Here is a 15,252-nt window from a genome sequence, read left to right as displayed (position 1 = left end):
TCAACCCTGTAGCGCCGCCTCGCCGACGCTAGCCGTGCGGCGATAGGCCAACGCCTCGGCGACGTGCACGCGGCGAACGGCGTCGACGCCTTCGAGATCCGCGATTGTCCGCGCCAGGCGCAGGACGCGAGTCCAGCCTCTAGCGCTGATGCGTCCCGCCTCGGCCGCCCGCGCCAGCAGGGCCCTGCCGGACTCATCCAGGGCGGTGATCCGCTCAAGAAAGGCGCCCTCCGCACGGCCGTTCAACGCTTCGCCGCCATCCAGTTCAGCGGCGCGGTCCGTCTGCAGGCGACGGGCGCGGGCGATCCGGGCGGCGACCTCGGCCGTACCCTCAGACGGGGGCGGCAGGGAAAGGTCGGCCGCCGTCACGGCCGGCATGTCGATCGCCAGGTCGATCCGGTCCATCAGCGGGCCGGAGACGCGGCCCTGGTAGTCCTTCTGGCAACGGGGGGCCTTGCCGCACGCGCCGCGACCCGCGCCGCCATGGCCGCAGCGGCACGGGTTCATCGCCGCGACTAGCTGAACACGCGCCGGATAGCGGATGTGAGCGTTGGCCCGGGCGACCATGACCTCGCCGGTTTCCAGGGGCGCGCGCAGGCTGTCCAGCGCCTGGACGCCGAACTCGGGCAGTTCGTCCAGGAACAGCACGCCATTGTGGGCCAATGAGACTTCGCCCGGCTTGGCGCGATGGCCGCCGCCGGTCAGAGCGGCCATGCTGGCGCTATGGTGCGGCGCTCGGAAAGGCCGAGAGCGGCTCAGCGTCCCGCGCGCGATCAGCCCGGCCACCGAATGGACCATCGAGGTCTCCAGCAATTCCGCGGAGGTCAGCGGCGGCAACAGGCCGGGCAGCCTTTGCGCCAGCATCGACTTGCCAGAGCCTGGCGGGCCGCAGAACAAGAGATTGTGGCCGCCAGCCGCGGCGATCTCCAAGGCCCGCTTGGCGTGCTCCTGGCCCTTCACGTCGCGGAGGTCCTTGGGGCGTTCGCCCTCGACGATGGGGCCGGGCGTGGGCGCCGAGAGGACCTGGCTGCCCCGGAAGTGATTGATCAGCGACACCAGGGAGCGCGGCGCCAGGATTCGGGTTCCGCCGGCCCAGGCGGCTTCAGGGCCTGACGCCTCCGGGCAGATCAGGCCCAGGTCCATGGCTCCCGCCGCCATGGCGGCGGGAAGCGCGCCCGCGGCGGGGACAATGCGGCCGTCTAGCGAAAGCTCGCCCATCGCCGCCCATCCATCCAGGGCGTCCAGCGGAATGACGCCGAGCGCCGCCATCACCGCCAGGGCGATCGGGAGATCAAAATGGGTGCCCTCTTTGGGCATATCCGCCGGCGCGAGGTTGGCGACAATACGCTTGCCGGGCAAGGAAAGGCCCAGGCCCGCGAAAGCGCCGCGCACCCGCTCCCGGCTCTCGGCCACGGCCTTGTCGGCGAGACCAACGACGACGAAGGCGTGCTGCCCTGTCGTTAGTTGGACCTCGACATCAACCCTTCGCGCCTCGACCCCTTCGAACGCCACCGTGACGACTTTGGCCGCCATGCTCCTGCCTTGCGGATGATCAATTTATCCACAACTTGCAGCATAGGCCGTGGGAAGGAGCAAGAACGAAAAACGAACGTTTCAGGAAAATCCGAGAGTTGGGAAAAGTTACCCACGGACTTGGCGAATGTCCTCGATGCGCTCCCAAAGTACAGCGGCGGCGTTGACGCCGCTGAAACGCAGCAGCTGTTGGGCGCCCGTGGGCGACGTGACGTTGATTTCCGTCAGGTACTCGCCAATGACGTCGATGCCGACAAAGATCAGTCCACGGCGCTTTAGTTCGGGTCCGATGATCTTGCAGAGCTCAAGGTCGCGCGCGGTCAATTCGACCGCCTCGGCGCGACCGCCGACCCGCAGGTTGGAGCGCACCTGGCCGTCGGCGGGCACCCGGTTGATCGCGCCGACCGGCTCGCCATCGACCAGCAGGACGCGCTTGTCGCCCTTGCTGACCGCCGGCACGAATTTCTGGGCGATGACCTGCTCGCGGCCGATCATGGCGTGCAGTTCAAGCAGCGCGTCGAGGTTCGGATCGTCCTTCAAAAGGCGGGCGACCCCAGAGCCGCCGCCGCCATAAAGCGGCTTCAGCACGATATCGCCGTGGCGGGCCCGAAAGTCGTAAATGGCCTCGTGATCGCTGGTGATCAGGGTTGGCGGCTGAACGCCGGGGAAGTCGGTGACGAACAGCTTCTCGGGCGCGTTGCGCACCTCGGCGGGATTGTTCACCACCAGGGTGTGGGGGTGAACCTTCTCCAGGAAGTGGGTCGCGGTGATGTAGGCCATGTCGAACGGAGGGTCCTGGCGCATCAGCACCACGTCGACGTCGTCCTTCATGTCGAGCAGGACAGGCTCGCCCAGCTTGGCGTGGGCGCCCTTCTCCGCGAAGACCTCCAGGGGCTGGGCGCGGGCGAAGACGCGGCCGTCCTCCAGCGACAGCTTGTCCGGGGTGTAGAACCACAGCCGGTGACCCCGGCTCTGAGCCTCCATCATCATCAGGAAGGTCGTGTCGGTGTCGATGTTGATCCCCAGGACGGGATCCATCTGGACGGCGACTCGCAGCGACATGGGGGCTCCTGGGGTTCTTTCGGCGTCTGGGCGCGACGGCTTAGTTAGGCGTTCTTGCGCGCGGCTCCAACTTCGGAAGCCGACAAGTCGTCAGTTCAGGCGCATCCGCATCCGCTCGCGCGCCGCCCGGGCCGCCATCGCCGCGCCGCCATCGAGGACCTGGGCGCGGGACAAAGCCTGGAGCGCGCCGGCCAGGGCCCCCTGACCCTCGCGGGCGGCCGCGACGTCCAGCCAAGGGCGGTGGTCGTTGGGATTGAGCAAAGCGCGACGCAGGGCCGAGCGTTCGGCCCGCACCCAGTCCTTGGCCTGCTGGGCCCGAGCGAAGATGTTGTTCTGCAAGCGGATCAGCACGGCGCGATCCGAGATCGGGGCCATCAGCAGTTCCAGCCGCGCGGCGACATCCGGCATCAGGCCGGTGCGAAGCGCGCGCCGGGACAGTTCCGAGGGCAGGACCACGCGGCCTTCGCTGAAGGGATCCAGCGCCAGCGGCCCTTCGTCGGTCTCAATCCGCAACAGGAAGTGCCCCGGGAAGTCGACGCCGTGAACCTCCAGTCCGACGGCGCGAGCCGCGTGCAGGTAGAAGACGCCCAGCGCCACGGGCAGCCCCTTGCGCCGGTGGGCGATGGCGATCACGTCGGCGTTGTCCGGGTGATCGTAGGTCAGAACGTCGCCCGTCAGGCGCAGGTCGCCCGCCAGCGCCTCGGCGATCGCCTCCTCTGGCGACTCCGTTTCCAGTCGCCGGCGCAGGCGCTCGATCGCCTCGGCGGCCAGAGCCTCGGCCGGGGCGGTGTCGCGGCTGGGATCGTCGTGCACGGCGCAGGCCAGAGCCGCTTCGAACAGTGGGAAACCCTCGTCGGACCCCTGGCCGGCTCGGGTGAGGATGTCCTCGGCCTCGTCGCGCGTCATAGGCAACCGCCTTGGGAGAGCTCGGCTCCCCACGCGTCGGGCAGATGGCGCGGCGCCCGGCCGGGCGACAAGGCGATCAGGTCGAGACGTGTTTCAAGCGCGCGCAGGCCGGCCCGGTGCGCGGTTAGATGAGCGGCGGCGCGGCGTAGGCGATCGCGCTGGGTGGGCGTCACGGCGTCCAGAGCGTCCTCGATGGTGGCCCGTTGCTTGACCTCCACAACGGCCAGGACGCCGCCGCGTTGCGCCAGAAGGTCGATTTCGCCCAGAGGCGTCGCCAGGCGGAAGCCTAGGATCCGATAGCCCTTGGCCATCAGCCACAGCGCGGCCAGGACCTCGGCGCGCCGGCCGAGCTTACGCGCCGCCGCGCCCCGGATCTGGCGCGCGCTGGCCGTCATCCCGCGGCCTCCTTGAGGGCGAGCGCCTGACGATAGAGGTCCTTGCGCGACAGGCCAAAGGCCTTGGCGACCTCGGAGGCCGCCTCGCCGAGCGGGAGCCTGGAGAGCGCCTCCCGCAGGGCGGCGTCGACGTCATCCGCGCTGGCGGCCTTCTCGACCCCGGGGCCGACCAGGATGACGATCTCGCCCTTGGGCGCGTCGAACCGGGGATCAGCGGCCAGCTCCGCAAGGCTTCCGCGTACGCAGGTCTCGTATAGCTTCGTCAGCTCCCGGCACACTGCGGCCGGCCTTGGGCCGAATACGGCCGCCATGTCGGCAAGGGAGTCGGCGACCCGGGACGCGCCTTCATAGAAGATCAGGGTCGCGCGGACATTGGCGAACTCTTCCAGGAAGGTGCGGCGCGCGGCGCTCTTGGGCGGCGGGAAGCCGGCGAACAGAAAGCGGTCCGTCGGCAGGCCGGCGAGCGTCAGGGCCGCGAGCGCCGCCGAGGCGCCGGGGATCGGGATCACCGGATGGCCGGCCGCGATCGCCTCCCGGGCCAGGCGATAGCCAGGATCGGACACCATCGGCGTTCCAGCGTCGGAGACCAGCGCGACGCGCTCCCCCGCTTCGAGGCGCTCGAGGATGCCAGGAATGGCGCGCTCGGCGACATGTTCGTCATGGCGCTCCAGCCGCGTCCGGATTCCGTAGGCGGACAATAGCTTTCCGGTGACCCGGGTGTCCTCGGCCAGCAGCACGTCGCAGCCCGCCAGCACGTCCAGGGCGCGCAAGGTGATGTCGCGCAGATTGCCGATCGGCGTCGCCACCAGGTAGAGCCCCGGCGCGAGCGGCGCGTCTGACAGGGCGGGCGGGGGAGGCTGACGGCTCAAACCAGGCGTCCTTCGGATGTCGCTCAATCTTAGTTGGTAGCACTCGCCCGCGCTAAACCTTCGCGGGCCATCCTCATATCAGGTCGCAAGCAGGCCTGTCAGCCGATCCAGGACAAGACGACCCGCCCTTGTCGCGCGCAAACGATTGGGGTCGTCGACCAGCAGGCCCGCCTCTACGAGATCGCGCACCTTGGGCGTGCCTGGTCTTAGATCCAGCGGCGTCATTTCGTCGAACGAAACGCCCGCGTCGATTCGCAAGCCCAGCACCAGCCGCTCCTCGGCGGCCTCTTCTGGCGTAAGGATTTCCTTCGCAAAGCCAAGTCCCGTCCGTTCAACGGCGGCGACATAGTCGCCGATCGCGCGGTGGGCCGCGGTGGCCGCGCGTCCCTCGGGCAGGGCGAGCCGTCCGTGCGCGCCCGGGCCCACGCCGACATAGTCCACGCCCCGCCAGTAGACGAGATTGTGCCGGGAGCGGGCCGCCTCGCCCCGGGCATGGTTTGACACCTCGTAGGCGTCGAAGCCCGCGGCCTCCAGAACCTCCTGCGTCGTCTCGAACAGCGTGGCGGCGAGGTCTTCGTCCGGGACCTTCAGCGTTCCCCGACCCACGGCCCGGTCGAAGGCTGTTCCCGCCTCGATGGTCAGTTGATAGGGCGAGACGTGTTCCGGCTCCGCCGCCAGGGCCTCCGCCAGCTCGGTCCGCCAGGCGGCGTCGGATTGTCCCGGGCGCGCGTAGATCAGATCGATCGAGAGGCGCGGAAACGCGCGACGAGCCGCCGCCATGGCCCGCCGCGCGGCGCCGGCGTCGTGGTTGCGGCCCAGGGTCTTGAGCGCGGCGTCGTCAAGCGCCTGGACGCCAAGCGACAGCCGTTGGACGCCTGCGTCGGCCAGAGCGGCGAAACGGTCGGTCTCCGCGTCGGTCGGATTGGCCTCAAGACTGATCTCGAGGTCATCCGCTGGCGACCAGAGGCGCTTGGCCGTCTCGATCACCCGGGCGACCTGCGCCGGATCCATCAGCGAGGGCGTGCCCCCACCGAAAAAGATCGACAGGAGGGCCCGTTCGCCGGTCAGGGCGCGCTGGGACTCAAGGTCCGCGACGATGGCGTCGGCGAGCGCCGCCTTCTCTTCGGACCGGCCCCGGTCGCGGACGACGTTGAAGTCGCAATAGGGGCAGATGCGCGCGCAGTAGGGCCAGTGGACGTAGACGCCCAGTTCCGTCCGGTCACTCAAACAGCGCCGCCTTCAGCTTGGCGAAGGCGCGGGCGCGATGACTCATGGCGTCCTTCGCCGCGGGCTCCATCTCGCCGAAGGTCGTCTCGTGACCTTCGGGAACGAAGATCGGGTCGTAGCCGAAGCCGCGGTCGCCGCGCGGCGGGAAGGTCAGGGCGCCGTCGATGCGGCCTTCGACGACGACGGCCGGGCCGTTCGGCCACGCCACGGCCAGGGCCGAGGTGAACCAGGCCGAGCGATCGTCGGAGCTCGTCTCTTCCAGCCGCTCCTCGACCTTGCGCATGGCCGCGGCGAAGTCCTTGCCAGGGCCCGCCCATCGGGCCGAGTAGACGCCGGGAGAGCCGCCGAGCGCGGCGATCGAGAGGCCCGAGTCGTCGGCCAGGGCGACAAGGCCCGACCGGTCGGCCGCATGGCGGGCCTTCAGCAGGGCGTTGCCGACGAAGGTGCTCTCGGTCTCTTCGGGCTCGGGCAGACCCAGCTGGCCCGCCGTGACGATCTCGAAGCGGCCGTCCAGCAGGGCCATGATCTCGGGAACCTTGCCAGGATTGTGGGTGGCGGCCACAAGCTTCATTCCCATCTCAAGCTTCAGCGCCATTCGTCCCTCCGGGCAGCTAAGGAAAACAGTTCGATGCGGCTCCTTTACTCCGCCCTGTCGCCATTTGCGCGCAAGGTTCGTGTCCTGGCTCTCGAAAAAGGCCTCGCCGACCGCATCACGCTTGAGCCAGCTTCGCCGTATCAAGACGAGGCCGTCCGCGCGTTGAACCCGCTGAACAAGATCCCGACCCTGGTCACCGACGACGGCGAGGCGGTCTATGATTCCGCGGTGATCTGCGACTATCTCGATGGACTGGCCCAGCCCCGCCTGATCCCCGAACGCCAGCCCGAGCGCCACCGCGCCCTGACGCTGGAGGCCGCCGCTGACGGCATGGGCGACGCGGCCCTGCTGGTCGTCCGCGAACGCATGCGACCCGAGGGCGAGCACCGTCAGGACGTGTTCGATCGCCAGCTGAAGGCCATCGCGGCGGCGTTGGACCTGTTCGAGCGCGCGGCCCTGTCGGCTGATCGATTCTGCATCGGCGAGATCGCGGTCGCGGCCCAGCTTGGTTATCTCGACGCGCGGAAGGTCGTCGACTGGCGCCAAGGGCGGCCCGCGCTCGCGGATTGGTTCGAGGTTGTCTCGAAGCGGGGCTCGATGGTGGCCAGCGACCCCAGCGCCAGCTGATTGTGTCTCCTGGGACACGCCGCCGGGCCACGACGCAACATTACTATAGTTTAATATCGTTTTTCGATAATCGTGATTGGCGGAACGGAAATCGGGTCCTATTTGTTGATCGTGGACAGCGCCGGATCGTTCGACGCCCGTCCATCTCTTGAACCGGAAAACCCGATGTCCGCCGCCCGCCTGTTCCGCCTCGCCGACAAGGTCGTCATGACCGCCATCACCGCCGCGTTGATCGTGGCCGTGCCGGTCTCGGCCGTGGCGTTCGTGGCGCAGACGCTCTAGGGCCAAGTCCGGCGAAGGTCGCCGTTTGACGTCTTCCGCGAAGCGGGGCGTCCTGTTCAGCGTCGCTGTCGGGGAGCAGCCATGCGCGCCTTGGGGCCAGGCTCCGTTTCGAGTTTCCTGAAGATCATCCTGGACGTGATCTACGTCGGGCTTTGGATCTTCGTCAGCCTTCTGTCGCTGTTCACGCTGGTCGCCCTGCTGTTCAGTTTCAATCCAGAACTGCTGGCCTCGATGTTGCCGATCAGCGATGCGGTCGAAGCCGTCAGTCGCGACGGTCCGCTGTTCGCCGGCGCCCTGGCCGCCTGGGCGCTGCTGCTGGGCGGCTGGATGGTGATCGTCGAGCGCCTGCGCAAGATCTTCGCGACCCTGACCGCCGGCGACCCCTTCCACCCCGACAATGTCGTGCGGCTGCGCCTGATCGGCCTGGTGCTCGCGGGGCTCGAGGTCGGCCGCTACGTCTTCTCAGGCATGGCCCGCTGGCTGGCCCCCAAGACCAAGGTCATCGACGACAGCTTCACCCTGACCGCCTGGTTCTCGGTGCTGGTGGTGTTCGTGCTGGCCGAGGTGTTCCGCGAAGGCGCGCGCCTTCGTCGCGAAGCCGAACTGACGATCTGACCCGGAGCGATTTTTCTATGCCCGTCCGCGTAAACCTTGACCGCGTGCTGCTGGACCGCCGCATGTCGCTGACGGAACTGTCTGACCGGGTGGGTGTAACGATCGCCAACCTGTCGATCCTGAAGACCGGCAAGGCCCGGGCGGTGCGGTTCTCGACCCTGGACGCCCTGTGCCGAGAGCTGCAATGCCAGCCGGGAGACCTGCTGACTTTCGAAAGCGGCCCGCCCGCCGGTTATGAGGAAGACTAGTTCAGCCGTCGTTTCTTCAGCAGGCTGTTGCGGTCCATCGACCGGACTTCCACCTCGAAGGCGTCGCCCTCACGCAGAATCTTGAGGGGCACGGTCACGCCAGCTTCGCCCAGGCTCCACATGACGGCGTAGAATTCGGTCAGATCCGAGACGGGCTTGCCGTCGACAGCCAGGATCAGGTCGCCGGGCTTGATCTCGGCGCGCGCCGCGGGACCCTTGGGCGAGATGCCCACGACCACGACATGGTTCTCCATTTCCTGCGCGAAGACCCCCAGCCAAGGCCGGGGCGGGTGCGGCGAGCGTCCGCGCGCCAAGTCGTCGAGGATCGGCGGCAGCAGTTCTGCGGGCACGAACATATTGAGCGGGCGCGTGTCGCCGTTCTGGTCGCGGCCCTCCAGCGTCAGTGAACCCAGGCCAACGAGGTCTCCCTTGGGGCCGATCAGCGCCGCGCCGCTCCAGTGCGGATGCGCGGGCGCGGTGATGATCGCCTCGTCCAGCAGGTACTCCCAGTAGCCGGCGAACGGGATGCGGGCCAGGACCTTGCTGGCGGCGGCGTGGGCGCGACCGCCCGCGCCGGCGGCGATGACGGGCGCGCCCGCTTCGAGATCCTGGGCGCTTCCCAGGGTGATGACCGGCAGGTCCAGCGGCTCCAGCGCCTGAACCAGGCCAAGACCCGAACGACTGTCGAGGCCCAGCACGTGAGCCGGAACACGGCGGCCGTCATTGCGGGTCAGCACGACCTCTTCGGCCTCTGTGATCAGATAGGCCATGGTCAGCACCAGTCCCGAGGGCCCGATGACGACGCCGTTGCCGACACGCTCGGTCCCCAGGATCGCGGCGGTGTAGGCGTCGGCCGGGACCTTCGCCTCAAGCGCCACGACGCTGGCCAGCGTCTGGTCGAGGTCGAACCGATAGGCTTCGGCCGACGGACGCAGGCGCGCTTCGACTTCGTAACCTTCGAACGGGGTGGGCAAGCAGAACTCCTGATCTTCAGGATTTGAATCTGGGTCCTGGCGCCTTTCCCGACAAGAGGGGCCCGACGAGAGGGGGTTAGCCCTCGATCGCCGCGCGCTGCAGGGTGAACAGCTCGCCAATGCCCTTTTCAGCCAAGCCGTACAGCGCCTCGAACTCGGCGCGGGTGAAGCCGCGCTTCTCGCCGGTCGCCTGGATTTCGACGATGTCGCCGGCGTTGGTCAGCACGAAGTTGCTGTCGGCCTCGGCGCTGGAGTCTTCTTCGTAGTCCAGGTCGAGGACAGGCGTGTCATTGAAGACGCCGCACGAGACGGCGGCCACCTGGCCGATGATCGGGTCGGTCTTCAGCACGCCCTCGTCCAGCAGGTACTTGGTCGCCAGGCGCAGGGCGACCCAGGCGCCGGTGATCGAGGCGGTGCGGGTGCCGCCGTCGGCCTGCACGACGTCGCAGTCCAGCGTGATCTGGCGCTCGCCCAGGGCCTTGAGGTCGACGACCGCGCGCAGGGAACGGCCGATCAGGCGCTGGATTTCCTGGGTGCGGCCGCTCTGCTTGCCGGCGGCGGCCTCGCGGCGACCGCGGCTGTGGGTAGCGCGCGGCAGCATGCCGTACTCGGCGGTGACCCAGCCCTGGCCCTTGTTGCGCAGCCAGCCCGGCAGGTTCTCCTCGACCGTGGCGGTGACCAGCACCTTGGTGTGGCCAAACGAGATCAGGCATGAGCCTTCGGCGTAGCGGTTGACGCCGGTTTCCAGCGTGACGGCGCGCATCTGGTCGGGGGCGCGTTCGGACGGACGCATGGGAAACTCCGGGATTTGAATAGGTCGATGGGGCCGCTTATCCTATTGAAGGCGGAACTTGAAAGGGGCCGACTTCTTTTGTTCGCTGACCGGGTCCCAAACGACACGACTCGAGACGACACGCTCAAGATGACTTCGTCATGACGCAGCTGTTTCCAGGGGCGATCGTCCGCACGCCGGGGCTGGCCGATCTGGACGCCCGCGCCCGCGACATCTTTCGGCGGGTGGTGGAGTCTTATCTCGAGACCGGCGAGCCCGTGGGGTCGCGCACCATCTCCAAGGGCGGGGTGGCGCTGTCGCCCGCGTCGATCCGCAACACCATGCAAGACCTGGCGCAGCTCGGCTTGCTGGACGCGCCCCACACCAGCGCCGGCCGCATGCCGACCCATGCCGGGCTGCGAATGTTCGTCGACGGCTTCCTGGAGGTCGGCGACATCGCCGAGGCGGAAAAGCAGGCGATCGAGGCCCGGCTGGCTGTGAAGGGGCGATCCTTCGAGGAGGCCCTGGCCGAGGCCTCGGCCGTGCTGTCGGGCTTGGCTGGCGGCGCCGGGATCGTCGTCACCCCGGTCCGCGAGGGCGGGGTCAAGCACGTCGAGTTCGTACCGTTGGGCGGCGGCCAGGTGCTGGCGGTCATGGTGTTCGAGGACGGCCAGGTCGAGAACCGTCTCATGCGCCAGGCGCCGGGCGTGACGCCGTCGGCCCTGCAGGAGGCCGGCAATTTCCTGAACGCTCGCCTGCGCGGTCGCACTCTCAGTGAAGCGCGCGCCGAGATGGGCGCTGAACTGGACTTCGCCCGCCGCCAACTAGACGAAACGGCCGCGCGCCTCGTCGAGGATGGCCTCGCGGCCTGGAGCGGCGGCGAGGGCGACGCGCGGTCTTTGATCGTGCGGGGGCAGGCGAACCTGCTGGCCGACGCCAGGGCCCGCGAGGACATCGACCGGGTCAGGCAACTGTTCGACGACCTCGAGCAAAAGGGGCAGCTGATCGGCCTGCTCGACGATGTGCGCGACGCCGAGGGCGTGCGCATCTATATCGGTGCCGAAACGCGCCTGTTTTCGCTTTCGGGTTCCTCCGTGATCGCGGCGCCCTATATGACAGGCCGGCAGAAGGTGCTGGGCGCGATCGGCGTGATCGGGCCCGCCCGCTTGAACTACGCACGGGTCATCCCGCTGGTGGACTACACCGCCCGGGTGCTCGGACGCATGATGGATGGATAAGGACCTTAAGAGATGACCGACGAGCAAACGCCGGCTGAAGATACGCCGTTCGAGACCGAGGACCTCGCTCAAGAGGTCGAGGCGCTGAAGGCCGAGGTCGCCGCCCTGAAGGAGCAGGCCCTCCGCTACGCCGCCGAGGCCGAGAACACCAAGCGCCGCGCCGAGCGCGAGATGAACGACGCGCGCGCCTACGCGATCCAGAAGTTCGCCCGCGACCTGCTGGGCGCCGCCGACAACCTGGCCCGCGCCACGGCCCACAGCCCGCGCGACTCGGCCGATCCGGTCGTGAAGAACTTCGTCATCGGCGTCGAGATGACCGAGAAGGAGCTTCTGACGGCCTTCGAGCGCAACGGCCTGAAGAAGATCGATCCGGCCAAGGGCGAGAAGTTCGATCCGCACCTGCACCAGGCCATGATGGAGCAGCCGTCGGACGAGGTCGCCGCCGGCGGCGTCGTCGCGGTGCTGCAGGCTGGCTATGAGCTGATGGGACGTCTGGTGCGTCCGGCCATGGTCGCCGTGGCGGCCAAGGGCTCGACTGGTCCGGCCCCGTCGGACGCTTCGGTGGGCGGCAATCCCTATGCCGAGGCGGCCGCGGACGGCGATGGTTCGGGCGGCGCCTTCGACACCAAGGCCTAAGACCCGCGATTTTGCCTCTTGGGGCGCGCAAATGAGCGGCGCGCCCCCTTTCCCCCTTCGCGCTTTGCGATAATGTCGGCGGTCCATTCATCGCGGGGGTAGCGGGCGATTCTGCTGTGAGCGCCCGCACGATCTGGATCGGACTATGAAGCTTACCATCGAACGGGCGGCGCTCCTGAAGGCGCTGGGGCACGTGCAGAGCGTCGTCGAGCGGCGCAACACCATCCCGATCCTGTCGAACATCCTGTTGTCGGCCGAACGCGACCAGCTGTCGTTCTCGGCGACCGACCTGGATATGGAGATCATCGACGAGGGCCTGGCCCAGATCGACATCCCCGGCCAGATCACGGCTCCCGCCCACACGCTTTATGAGATTGTCCGCAAGCTCCCGGACGGCGCCGATGTCTCGCTGAGCTTCAGCGGCGATGATCCGCGCCTGGTGATCCAGGCGGGCCGCTCGCGCTTCAATCTACCGGTGCTGCCGGCCGGCGACTTCCCGGTGATGAGCAGCGATGGCCTGTCGGGCCGGATCGCGGTGGACACCAACGAGCTGATCCGCCTGATCGACAAGACCCGCTTCGCGATCTCGACCGAAGAGACCCGTTACTATCTGAACGGCCTCTATCTCCACACGGTCAACGACGGCGGCGAGACCAAGTTGCGCGCCGTGGCCACCGACGGTCACCGCCTGGCCCTGGCCGAGATGCCGGCGCCCGAAGGCGCGGTCGGCCTGCCGGGCGTGATCGTGCCGCGTAAGACGATCGCCGAGGCTCGCCGCCTGATGGAATCGGCCGGCGAGACGGTCGACCTGCAGGTTTCGCCCCAGAAGGTCCGCTTCGAGTTCGGCGCGGCCGCCCTGACCTCCAAGGTCATCGACGGCGCCTTCCCGGACTACATGCGCGTGATTCCGCGCGACAACGCCAAGATCCTGACGCTGGACAACGACCTGTTCGCCAAGGCCGTCGACCGCGTGGCCACCATCTCGGCCGAGAAGAGCCGCTCGGTGAAGCTGGCCGTCGAGCCGGGCCGCATCACCTTGACGGTCCGGAACATGGAAGCCGGCCAGGCCGTGGAAGAGGTCGAGGTCGACTACGACGGCGAGCCCTTCGAGATCGGCTTCAACGCCCGCTATCTGCTCGACGTCTGCGGCCAGATCGCCGGTCCGCAGGCCGAGTTCCGCTTCGCCGATCCGGCCAGCCCGACCCTGGTGGTCGATCCGGTCGATCCGGGCGTGAAGTACGTGCTGATGCCGCTGCGGGTCTGATCCGCGGCGTTTTTGGGTTCAATGAGCGGGCGCTTTGGGCGCCCGTTCTGCTGTTCGGGGTCTCGTATGAAGAAGCTGTTCGTCGCCTCCGCCGCCATCCTGGCCCTCGCCGCCGCCGCGCCGGCCTTTTCCCAGGCCGTGGAGCGCCGTGAGATCGGCAACCAGATCCTTGAGAACGTGCCCGTCGCCCCGTCTTCGATCCGCGAAGGTCTGGCGCGTTACCAGAACGCCCGCTCGGCGTCGTTCGGCGACTGGCTGCCGGGCGGCGGCATGATCATCACCACGCGCTTTGGCAACACCAACCAGCTGCACGTCGTCGCCGCGCCGGGCGCGGATCGCAGCCAGATCACCTTCTATGATGAGCCGGTGTCTTCGCCGCACGTGCTGCCGAACGGCCAGATCCTGTTCTCGAAGGACACCGGCGGCGACGAATGGTTCCAGCTCTTCCTTCGCGACGCCGACGGCAAGACCGTCCAGCTGACCGAGCCGGGCACCCGCAATGGCTCGCCGGCCTGGTCCAAGGACGGATCGACCCTGGTGTGGTCGCGGGCGGTCAAGGGATCGGCGGACTATGACGTGCTGATGCGCGACGCCTCCGGCGCGACCAAGGTCATCTTCAAGGGCGAGGGGCAGGTTTCGCCGCTTGCGGTGTCGCCCGACGGCAAGACGGTGCTGCTGGGGCGCTACTACTCGATCTCGGAATCCAAGCGCTGGCTGCTGGACGTCGCCACCGGCAAACTGACCGAACTCAATCCGCCCAAGAAGGGCGCGAGCAAGATCGCCTATGGCGGCGGGTCCTTCACGCCCGACGGCAAGTCGGTGTTGCTCCTGTCGGACGAGGGCTCGGACTTCCTGCGGCTCGTCCAGATCGACCTGGCGACCGGCGCCAAGGTCAATGTCTCGGGCGAGCGGCCGTGGGATATCGAGGACTTCGCCCTGTCCGACGATGGGCGGATCCTCGCCTATGTCGTCAACGAGGACGGCTATTCGAAGCTGGTGGTCCAGGACTTCCGCACCCGCCGCGCCTTGCCGCAGCCGGAGCTGCCGGCCGGCGTGGTCAGCGGCGTCGCCTTCTCGCCGGACGGCGGCAAGCTGGGCTTCAGCCTGGCGACCCCGACCTCGGTCAGCGACGCTTGGAGCTGGGGTGTGAACGACGGCAAGCTGGAGCGTTGGACGGCCTCGGAGTTGGGCGGCCTCGATCCCAAGGCGCTCGCGACGCCGGCGCTGATCCGCTATCCCTCGTTCGACAAGCGCTCGATCCCGGCCTTCGTCTACAAGCCCAAGCTGGCGGCCGGCCAGAAGGCGCCTGTGATCATCGACATTCACGGCGGTCCCGAGGGGCAGTCGCTGCCGACCTTCAACCCCTTCCATCAGCACAGCGTCGCCGAGCTGGGCGCGGCGGTGATCGTCACCAACGTCCGGGGCTCGACCGGATATGGCCGGACCTTCCACAACCTCGACAACGCCGAGAAGCGCGAGGACTCGGTCAAGGACATCGGCGCGCTGCTGGACTGGATCAAGACGCAGCCCGACCTCGATCCGAACCGCGTCGTCGTCTATGGCCAGTCGTACGGAGGCTATATGTCCCTGGCCGTCATGACCCACTATTCGGACCGTCTGGCCGGTGGGATCGAGCGCTACGGCATCAGCAACTTCGTCTCGTTCCTGCAGAACACCGAAGCCTACCGCCGCGACCTGCGCCGCGCCGAATATGGCGACGAGCGCGATCCCAAGATGCTGAAGGCCTTCGAGACGATTTCGCCGCTGAACAATGTCGGCAAGATCAGCAAGCCGATGCTGGTCATGCAGGGCTGGAACGATCCGCGCGTGCCCAAGTCCGAGTCCGATCAGGTCGTCGCCAAGCTGCGCGAGAAGGGCGTCGAGACCTGGTATGTCCAGTTCAAGGACGAGGGCCACGGTTTCCTGAAGAAGGCCAACAACGATCGCCGTCGCGAGGTCGAAACCCAGTTCCTGCGCAAGGTGCTCGGCCTGGGTCAGTAGCGCTGGTT

General features: G+C 68.0%; 17 protein-coding genes. 8 read left to right on the top strand and 9 right to left on the bottom strand.

What is annotated here, in order from left to right:
- From CSW60_RS10135 to rdgB, 7 genes are all read right to left on the bottom strand, one after another.
- Nucleotides 1–1,533, bottom strand: a complete 1,533-nt coding sequence (locus CSW60_RS10135; RefSeq protein WP_099537125.1) for a YifB family Mg chelatase-like AAA ATPase — start codon at nt 1,531–1,533, stop codon at nt 1–3.
- Between the two features lie 108 nt (nt 1,534–1,641).
- Nucleotides 1,642–2,595, bottom strand: a complete 954-nt coding sequence (gene gshB / locus CSW60_RS10130) for a glutathione synthase (RefSeq protein WP_099537124.1) — start codon at nt 2,593–2,595, stop codon at nt 1,642–1,644.
- Nucleotides 2,596–2,685: 90 nt separating this feature from the next.
- The gene (locus tag CSW60_RS10125; protein WP_099537123.1) at nt 2,686–3,501 is read right to left on the bottom strand and encodes a SirB1 family protein; all 816 of its coding nucleotides are present in this window, start codon (nt 3,499–3,501) and stop codon (nt 2,686–2,688) included.
- Nucleotides 3,498–3,896 carry a YraN family protein gene (locus CSW60_RS10120; protein ID WP_099537122.1) on the bottom strand — a complete coding sequence of 133 codons (399 nt, stop codon included), beginning with the start codon at nt 3,894–3,896 and terminating at the stop codon, nt 3,498–3,500. The genes CSW60_RS10125 and CSW60_RS10120 overlap by 4 nt, the downstream gene beginning before the upstream one ends.
- Entirely contained in the window at nt 3,893–4,765 is an 873-nt protein-coding gene (rsmI, locus tag CSW60_RS10115; protein WP_099537121.1) for a 16S rRNA (cytidine(1402)-2'-O)-methyltransferase, read from the bottom strand. Before rsmI ends, CSW60_RS10120 begins: the two co-directional genes overlap by 4 nt.
- A gap of 78 nt (nt 4,766–4,843) precedes the next feature.
- Nucleotides 4,844–5,992: a radical SAM family heme chaperone HemW gene (hemW, locus tag CSW60_RS10110; protein ID WP_099537120.1), complete on the bottom strand. Its 1,149-nt coding sequence runs from the start codon at nt 5,990–5,992 to the stop codon at nt 4,844–4,846.
- Nucleotides 5,985–6,587, bottom strand: coding sequence for an RdgB/HAM1 family non-canonical purine NTP pyrophosphatase (gene rdgB, locus CSW60_RS10105; RefSeq protein WP_099537119.1), 603 nt, complete (start codon nt 6,585–6,587; stop codon nt 5,985–5,987). The genes hemW and rdgB overlap by 8 nt, the downstream gene beginning before the upstream one ends.
- A gap of 33 nt (nt 6,588–6,620) precedes the next feature.
- On the opposite strand from rdgB, the gene CSW60_RS10100 reads away from it, so the two are divergent.
- From CSW60_RS10100 to CSW60_RS10085, 4 genes are all read left to right on the top strand, one after another.
- Nucleotides 6,621–7,214, top strand: coding sequence for a glutathione S-transferase N-terminal domain-containing protein (locus tag CSW60_RS10100; RefSeq protein WP_099537118.1), 594 nt, complete (start codon nt 6,621–6,623; stop codon nt 7,212–7,214).
- A gap of 165 nt (nt 7,215–7,379) precedes the next feature.
- On the top strand, nt 7,380–7,496 hold the full coding sequence (locus CSW60_RS10095; protein ID WP_082769557.1) for a hypothetical protein: 117 nt from the start codon (nt 7,380–7,382) through the stop codon (nt 7,494–7,496).
- A gap of 81 nt (nt 7,497–7,577) precedes the next feature.
- On the top strand, nt 7,578–8,111 hold the full coding sequence (locus tag CSW60_RS10090; RefSeq protein WP_013081064.1) for a DUF2975 domain-containing protein: 534 nt from the start codon (nt 7,578–7,580) through the stop codon (nt 8,109–8,111).
- A 17-nt stretch (nt 8,112–8,128) separates the two neighbouring features.
- Nucleotides 8,129–8,359, top strand: coding sequence for a helix-turn-helix transcriptional regulator (locus CSW60_RS10085; RefSeq protein WP_099537117.1), 231 nt, complete (start codon nt 8,129–8,131; stop codon nt 8,357–8,359).
- On the opposite strand, the gene CSW60_RS10080 is transcribed toward CSW60_RS10085, so the two are convergent.
- Together CSW60_RS10080 and rph are read right to left on the bottom strand one after the other, a co-directional pair.
- On the bottom strand, nt 8,356–9,333 hold the full coding sequence (locus CSW60_RS10080; protein ID WP_099537116.1) for a S1C family serine protease: 978 nt from the start codon (nt 9,331–9,333) through the stop codon (nt 8,356–8,358). The two genes, CSW60_RS10085 and CSW60_RS10080, sit on opposite strands and share 4 nt — an antisense overlap.
- Before the next feature lie 76 nt (nt 9,334–9,409).
- On the bottom strand, nt 9,410–10,126 hold the full coding sequence (gene rph, locus CSW60_RS10075; RefSeq protein ID WP_099537115.1) for a ribonuclease PH: 717 nt from the start codon (nt 10,124–10,126) through the stop codon (nt 9,410–9,412).
- Nucleotides 10,127–10,266: 140 nt separating this feature from the next.
- On the opposite strand from rph, the gene hrcA reads away from it, so the two are divergent.
- From hrcA to CSW60_RS10055, 4 genes are all read left to right on the top strand, one after another.
- Nucleotides 10,267–11,343 carry a heat-inducible transcriptional repressor HrcA gene (hrcA, locus tag CSW60_RS10070; RefSeq protein WP_099537114.1) on the top strand — a complete coding sequence of 359 codons (1,077 nt, stop codon included), beginning with the start codon at nt 10,267–10,269 and terminating at the stop codon, nt 11,341–11,343.
- Nucleotides 11,344–11,355: 12 nt separating this feature from the next.
- Nucleotides 11,356–11,979, top strand: a complete 624-nt coding sequence (grpE, locus tag CSW60_RS10065; protein ID WP_099537113.1) for a nucleotide exchange factor GrpE — start codon at nt 11,356–11,358, stop codon at nt 11,977–11,979.
- Between the two features lie 145 nt (nt 11,980–12,124).
- Nucleotides 12,125–13,243 carry a DNA polymerase III subunit beta gene (gene dnaN / locus CSW60_RS10060; protein WP_066682885.1) on the top strand — a complete coding sequence of 373 codons (1,119 nt, stop codon included), beginning with the start codon at nt 12,125–12,127 and terminating at the stop codon, nt 13,241–13,243.
- A gap of 66 nt (nt 13,244–13,309) precedes the next feature.
- Nucleotides 13,310–15,244, top strand: coding sequence for a S9 family peptidase (locus CSW60_RS10055; RefSeq protein ID WP_099537112.1), 1,935 nt, complete (start codon nt 13,310–13,312; stop codon nt 15,242–15,244).
- The last annotated feature ends 8 nt before the right edge of the window (nt 15,245–15,252 follow it).

Source organism: Caulobacter sp. X (genome assembly GCF_002742635.1).
Taxonomy (GTDB): Bacteria; Pseudomonadota; Alphaproteobacteria; order Caulobacterales; family Caulobacteraceae; genus Caulobacter.
The sequence above is the reverse complement of the archived record's forward strand: the minus strand, read 5'-3'. Positions and strand labels throughout refer to the sequence as shown.

Excerpts from the sequence above, each read along its gene's own strand:
- CSW60_RS10090 (WP_013081064.1), top strand. The coding sequence starts at position 7,578 with ATGCGCGCCTTGGGGCCAGGCTCCGTTTCGAGTTTCCTGAAGATCATC.
- grpE (WP_099537113.1), top strand. The coding sequence starts at position 11,356 with ATGACCGACGAGCAAACGCCGGCTGAAGATACGCCGTTCGAGACCGAG.
- CSW60_RS10085 (WP_099537117.1), top strand. The coding sequence starts at position 8,129 with ATGCCCGTCCGCGTAAACCTTGACCGCGTGCTGCTGGACCGCCGCATG.
- gshB (WP_099537124.1), bottom strand. The coding sequence starts at position 2,595 with ATGTCGCTGCGAGTCGCCGTCCAGATGGATCCCGTCCTGGGGATCAAC.
- CSW60_RS10100 (WP_099537118.1), top strand. The coding sequence starts at position 6,621 with ATGCGGCTCCTTTACTCCGCCCTGTCGCCATTTGCGCGCAAGGTTCGT.
- CSW60_RS10120 (WP_099537122.1), bottom strand. The coding sequence starts at position 3,896 with ATGACGGCCAGCGCGCGCCAGATCCGGGGCGCGGCGGCGCGTAAGCTC.
- rdgB (WP_099537119.1), bottom strand. The coding sequence starts at position 6,587 with ATGGCGCTGAAGCTTGAGATGGGAATGAAGCTTGTGGCCGCCACCCAC.
- dnaN (WP_066682885.1), top strand. The coding sequence starts at position 12,125 with ATGAAGCTTACCATCGAACGGGCGGCGCTCCTGAAGGCGCTGGGGCAC.
- hrcA (WP_099537114.1), top strand. The coding sequence starts at position 10,267 with ATGACGCAGCTGTTTCCAGGGGCGATCGTCCGCACGCCGGGGCTGGCC.
- rph (WP_099537115.1), bottom strand. The coding sequence starts at position 10,126 with ATGCGTCCGTCCGAACGCGCCCCCGACCAGATGCGCGCCGTCACGCTG.
- CSW60_RS10055 (WP_099537112.1), top strand. The coding sequence starts at position 13,310 with ATGAAGAAGCTGTTCGTCGCCTCCGCCGCCATCCTGGCCCTCGCCGCC.
- CSW60_RS10135 (WP_099537125.1), bottom strand. The coding sequence starts at position 1,533 with ATGGCGGCCAAAGTCGTCACGGTGGCGTTCGAAGGGGTCGAGGCGCGA.
- CSW60_RS10125 (WP_099537123.1), bottom strand. The coding sequence starts at position 3,501 with ATGACGCGCGACGAGGCCGAGGACATCCTCACCCGAGCCGGCCAGGGG.
- CSW60_RS10095 (WP_082769557.1), top strand. The coding sequence starts at position 7,380 with ATGTCCGCCGCCCGCCTGTTCCGCCTCGCCGACAAGGTCGTCATGACC.